The 6,340-nt window shown below is 62.7% G+C and carries 2 protein-coding genes and 1 pseudogene; 1 reads left to right on the forward strand and 2 read right to left on the reverse strand.

The features are described from left to right. The first annotated feature begins 374 nt into the window (after positions 1-374). Positions 375-3,779, forward strand: a complete 3,405-nt coding sequence (locus ACGFRG_RS05720) for a hypothetical protein (protein ID WP_393261666.1) — start codon at positions 375-377, stop codon at positions 3,777-3,779. Between the two features lie 191 nt (positions 3,780-3,970). Here ACGFRG_RS05720 and ACGFRG_RS05725 read toward each other — a convergent pair whose 3' ends face one another. Both ACGFRG_RS05725 and ACGFRG_RS05730 read right to left on the reverse strand, forming a co-directional pair. Then, the gene (locus tag ACGFRG_RS05725) at positions 3,971-4,099 is read right to left on the reverse strand and encodes a hypothetical protein (protein ID WP_393261668.1); all 129 of its coding nucleotides are present in this window, start codon (positions 4,097-4,099) and stop codon (positions 3,971-3,973) included. A 355-nt stretch (positions 4,100-4,454) separates the two neighbouring features. Continuing rightward, a pseudogene (locus ACGFRG_RS05730) lies at positions 4,455-6,340 on the reverse strand (hypothetical protein); the annotation flags it as partial.

The raw sequence follows: 6,340 nt of genomic DNA on the forward strand, positions 1-6,340 counted from the left end.
TCGTCACCACCCCGTGACCAGCACCTTCGCCACCCTCCAAGACTTTGGAACAGCCCTGCCCCACCCCCTCACCGAGAAGACCGCACCCGAGCAACTTGCTCGGGCGGCGCCTGCGGTTGACGGGTTTTCGTGGCTTCCGGCGCCTCTGCCTACAGGGGATTTTCCGTGCCCTCGTCTGCACCTGGGTGTTCTGAGCGCCAAGACGCGGCTTCTGTTGTAACAGTCTCTGGCGGGATGGCGACAGTTAGTGACAATGAGTTGCGGTGGCGGCTGTTTGTCGGCACTGTCGTCTCCGCATGTGGATGTCGTCGGCGTGGGAGCGGTCGTCAGTGCGTCGGTGTCCGGGCTGGTTTCGCGGGTGGGAGAGTCGGGGCTTGGGCGAGGTCGTGTCGGTGAGTTCTCCGGAGTCGGCCGTGCTGGATGTGGTGTTCCTGCACGGTTTGGACGGTGACGCCCGGAAGTCGTGGACACGAAAAGATCCCTCATCGTTCTGGCCTGGATGGCTGGCTGAGGACTTCGCCGGTGTGGCGGTGTGGTCGGTGGACTACGAGGCATGGTCGACGGGATGGCGGGGTCATGCGATGCCGATGCAAGACCGGGCGGTCAACCTGATGGCCCAACTACAGAACCGGGGTATCGGGCGCCGGCCTCTGTGTTTCATTACCCACAGCATGGGCGGGTTGCTGGCCAAGGAGATCCTGCTGCATGCGGCCGATGGCTACACCGACTACGCGGAGTTCGCGAAGGCCGCTCGGGGAGTGGTGTTCCTGGGGACCCCGCACACCGGTTCGAGCCTGACCGCGGTGGTCAACGCACTCGGGGTCGTCTACCGGCCTACCGCTGCGCTGAAAAACCTCCAGCGCAACAGCGCCCACCTAAGGCAACTCAACGACCGTTACCGAGACTGGGCCGCCACGTCGGAGATCCGCAACCTGGTGTTTTTCGAGACATCCCGCACCAAGGGTGTGCGGGTGGTCGACGCTAGCTCGGCTAACCCTGGCCTCGCCGGTATCCGGCCGATCCCCGTGGACGCCGACCACACCACCATCTGCAAACCGGTCGACCGTGACTCCCTGGTGTATGGGCAAGTGAAGCGGTTCATCACTGAGATCGTCCGCCCTCTAGTCGGCCACGCCCCGGTGCCCGACACCGCCGGGACCACGTCACTGGAGTCTGACGGGCGTACCGCGCCCGGTCCAGAGGACTTGGCCGAGGTGGCCATAAATGAGGGTCGGGATCGAAGTCTGGCCTGTGACTTACCAGCAGCAGTTGAGCAATACGAGGCAGCGGTCAGCCTCGCAGTAACAGCCTCAAACAGTCAACTTGAGGTGCGTGCGCGGACGCATGCCGCCCGTGGACTTATCGAGGTGCTCGCGCACTCTCAGGACCGCAACAAGCGCGAGTGGGTGGCGAAACGAGAACGAGTCGACGAACATCTCGTCGTTAGTGAGCAGCTCGGAGCCAACGCGGCTGATCTTGCGGTGGAAAGGGCCCTGGCTTCGAACCTTGACGGCGATCCGGGCAAGACCATCCAATTGGCGCGTCGTGCTCTCGAACTGGCAGGCCAAGAAGGCAACGAGCAGCACAAGGTCACCGCACTGGTTGTCCTTCTGGCTGGTTACCGTGCAGGCGGTGCTCCGCTCCAAGCCGCATACCTCGCCGACGCGGTTGCCGCGGTCATGCAAACGTGTTCGGACAACGACTCTAGAGTCGTGCTGGGTGCGAGCTGGCTACGCACCAAATACGTGACTCGACTTTCGACAGTAGATGATATTGCTGAATTTCGCCAAGTCGTGCTAAAGGCTTTAGAGAATACGACATCGGTCCATCGGATAGGTATGGCCGTCGATGAGGTTACCAACGAGTTCATCCATGAAGGCCTGCTAACGGAAGCCATGAGCCTCGGCGGGCTCCGCTACAAGCTTGCCGAGATCATCGGCTCGCCAACAACTCTCTGCAACCTTGCCCTAATGCTTGCCGAACTCGCTGCGGCTGCGGACGATCCCTTCGCCGCTCATCAGTATCTGGACCTGTCGAATGGGTGGGCCGAGGAAGTCCGTGCCTTGCCTTCCGAACATCCTGAACGCTCAGGATGGGAGACCCTTCGGGCACTGGTCTACCAATCAAGTGGCAACACTCTTCTGCGTCTTGCGAATTCTTCCGGAGGCGACACACCTGCCACCGAGGGGTTACGGAAGGCAGCGTTGATGCTTGAGCACGGGATCAAGTTTGCAACCGAACAGCGACATCGCCTGCAGGGCAACCCAGACGATTACCTCGCGGATATTCGGTGGTCGTTGGGACGAGCGAGATTCGACCTCAACCTGCTGACCGAAGCGACATCCTTGTTCAGGCAGGTGCGGACAGCACCGGCTATGCGCTTTCCACGCTTCGCGGCCGAGGTGGGAATGCCGGCTTGGCTGGGTGAAGCACATAGCCTCCTTCGAGCCGGTCGGAGCGAGGAAGCCAGTCGAACCGTCTGCGAATTACTCGCGGACGGTCGCGCAGCGGGACCGACGAGACAGCAAGCAGAGGACCTGACGGCCTATCTGGAGAATACGGTCCTGCCCAGTGCACGATGGCTGGCATCACCCGCGGCCAAAGAGATCGCGAGCTCTGCGCGGAGCCAGGGGCTCCGCTCGACGGTGGCAGAACAATTTGCACCTCTCGCGGCGTGGTGGCGAGATTGGAAGGGCGACGATGGTGACCGCAGTCCACAATCGGGATTGTTCGACTTCTGGGGTCGCGGTGGTTTTACGCGAGTTGCAGCGGCTCTACGGGCGAAGCCCCATGCCGCGATCGCTGTCGATGCCAGAACCCTGGACGAGATCAGGAACTGGACGCGGGTCCTTTGCCCCCTGTTCGACACCGTCGTTGTCAAGTGGAAAGGCGAGCTAAACGGCGAGATGGTCATGATTCCACAACGCGCCGATTATGGCGGACCTGGTGCGTTCGGCGGGCATGGCTACTACATCGCCATGGGAGGGCTTGTGCTGGGGGAAGATTGGGTGCCCGCCACATCATGGGCGAATCTCGTGCCCCCCGCCGTGAGTCGCCTGCTCGCGACTGAGGCGCTCCCGCTGGTCGCCGCAGGGCGACTCGTGCTCCTTCCTGCTCCGCTAGTGGGATGCACGCAGACCACGGTGGGTTGGACCGATCATCTCCTGCTCGAACTCCTTGGCGGGGTCGTCAACGTTGCCAACGATTCGACGCGAAACTCGCCGGACAGACCCAACGGTCAGCGTGTTCTTGACCTCGTCAGACACTCGCTCCCCTACATGGCAGACATAAGCCTCAAGGACCTGGCCAGCGTGTTAGATGAGACTGACGAATGGGTCAAACCCCTCCGGACTTTGCTGCTACAGTCCCTATCGAGCGATGCCCTGAAAGTAGAGAACTGGCAGGCGATCTCGGTGCTGGAAAATGACTTTTATGAAGCCTGTCAGCAGCTACGCTCAAGACTGGAGGGCGTAGGCAGAACCGGTGGATGGCACATTGCCAACACAACCGCCGCAGTCTCAGCCGTCTCCATCAATGATCAAAATCCTGGGCACGAACCAATCACCGAAATTCTCCGGTCGATCACCCACCAACAGCGTGAGCTGGCACCATGGATCCCCTACTGGCGACTTCAAGACATGGGCGGACATCTTGACTGGAGCCACCCGATCGACAACCCATCCCGAAGTTCTCCGGACCACCGATTTTCGTCCATCAGCCATGCTTGGTTGCGGCCCGGAACTGCGGGGTGGCGTATTCCGACCGTCCGAGATCTCTAGTATCGTGTGATACCGCAGGTGCAGCTGTCGGCTGACCTCCATGCCGAGGCGCTACGTCGACTCCTCGTCTTCCGATAGCTAAGACGATGGGTGTAGCCGCACTCAGCTCGCACGACCCAGCGCCGTAAGGGCGGCACCTGCTGAGAGGTCAGGGCTGATTCATAGTCACGGTGATGTTGCGAAGTCGCAGGTCAGCCGATGCCCAGCAGCTCCAGTGGGTCGGTGAAGGGGCGGTAGGAGACGTCGCGGAGCCCGTCGGGGATGTAGCGGTAGCCGGCCTTGCGGAGCGTGCCGATGGCCAGGTTCCGGAAGGTCGCCATGTTTTCCGGACCGTGTCCGGTGCGGACCCGTGATGTGTCTTCCCCGAAGGTCACATCGCGTACGTAGTGCTCACGGTTCTCGATGGTCCAGTGGTCGCGTACGAGTTGTTCGATCCTTGCCGGTTATGCCTGCTGCGACGTGAGGTCGGTGATGACGTAGACGGTCTCGCGGGAGACCTTGCCGGTCGTCTCCACCCGCCGCCAGCGGTGGATGCGAGCGGCCTGCGCCAGGTGCGGGAAGCCCAGGCCAAAGGCCGGTGACGGTCAGCGCCCGCACAGTTCGTGTCTCGCTGCGGCCGTGGGCCCGGTCCCGGATCCAAGTTCCAGAAATCCTCGTCCGTCATTGCTCGGCTGATCAGGTCTGCAGCGCCGCCAGCCTCTTCTTGGCCTCGGCGAGTTTGGGCCCGTAGGCGGCAGGGTCCGAGGCGCTGAGTGGCGTGTAGAGGTCAATGGCTTCTTGGACGACGGGGATGGCGCGTGGCTTCTGTCCGGTACCGATGAGGAAATCGGAGGTCGGTGAGATGAGCCAGTCGGCAAGTTGAGGGCGGTAGCGGGGCACTCGCGCGGCGAGCGGTCGGAGACTGTCCATCGCTCCCATGGCGAGGTCGATCGACTTGGGCCGGAGTTCGGGCTTGCCCCACAGATGGAGGGCCATGTCGACCGCCGACGCCGAGAACTGGAAGGCAAGCTCATCATCGCGAGGGTTCTCTGCGAGGAGCTTGCGATACAAACCGACGGATTCGTCAGCCATGGCGACGGCTTCATCCCAACGGCCAACGGCCGTAAGGAAGGCCGTCGTCGGCGAGGCCAGCCACTGCGCCAACTGACGCCGGTACGAAGGACTCCGCGCACAAAGCGTCCGCAAATTCTCCATCGCCCTGAGCGAAAGGTCGAGAGCCTTGCCCTGCAGTTCAGGCTTGCCCCACAGATGCAGAGACATATCGACCGCCGACGCCGAGAACTGGAAGGCAAGCTCATCGTCGCCAGGACTCTCCGCGAGAAGCTTACGGTACAAACCGACGGATTCATCGGCCATGGCGACGGCTTCATCCCAACGGCCAACGGCCGTAAGGAAGGCCGTCGTCGGCGAGGCCAGCCACTGCGCCAACTGACGCCGGTAAGCGGGATTGCGTGCAGAAAGAGTCCGCAAGTTCTCCATCGCCCTGAGCGAGAGATCGGTCGCCCTGGTCTGCAGTTCAGGCTTGGCCCACCATTTGCTGGCCACCTCGATGGAGGCCCAGGAGATGCGGTAGGCGAGCTCGTCGTCGCCCGGATTCTCGGCTGCGAGCTTCTGGTAGAGGCCGATCGACTCCTCCCCGAGAGTGACGGCCTCGTCCCAGCGGGCAGCGGCGGCCAGGCAGGCCACGGTGGGTGACACCTCCCACTCCGCCAGCTGGCGCCGGTAGCCGGGGTTGTCGGCCGTCAGCGGGCGCAGCGTCTGGACAGCTTCCAGCGCGACCTGAGTACTGCCTGCCAGATCCCCTCTGACGTAGAGCAGTCCCACGATATTGAAGAACGACTTGATCACTGTGAGTACGTCGGGACCATCCGCATTGGTCGAATAGTGGATGACCGCGCTGCGCGCCGTGGGGGCGACCGTCCCGGGGGCAGAGAGCACGTTGGGACCGGTCCATTTCCCGGACTGTTCCAGCATGCGGAATTCGCAGAGACTCTTGTCTGCACGAGGCACGAACACCGATGCGTAGCCGTGGTCGTATTTCACTGCCGAGACCGGGGCGCCAGGTGCGGCGAATTGGCCGTCGGTGATCCTCGCCGGGGCGGACCAGGGACCGTTGTTCTGCTCCCACGTGACGTAGAGCGCACCGTCGTTGCCGACGACGAACGCATCGAGCTGGTGGAAGTCGTGGGTCAACGACTGATAGGCACTGGCGACGACGGCACCGGGCGGCGCGAACCGCGCCGGGCTGAGGGCGATCGGCTGGGCCCATGCGCTGTTGTTGGCCTCCCACAACACATACAGCACACCGTCACTGCCCACAACGAACACATCGAGCTGGTCATTAGCCTGACGCCCGGTCGCCAAAGCGGCACCCGGCGGGGCAAAGTTCTTCGGCGTGAGCGCGATCGGCTGGGACCAGGCACTGTTATTCGCCTCCCACAACACATACAGCACACCGTCATTACCCACAACGAACACATCGAGCTGGTCATTAGCCTGACGCCCGGTCGCCAAAGCGGCACCCGGCGGGGCAAAGTTCTTCGGCGTGAGCGCGATCGGCT

This window comes from Streptomyces sp. NPDC048696 (assembly GCF_043198895.1).
GTDB lineage: Bacteria > Actinomycetota > Actinomycetes > Streptomycetales > Streptomycetaceae > Streptomyces.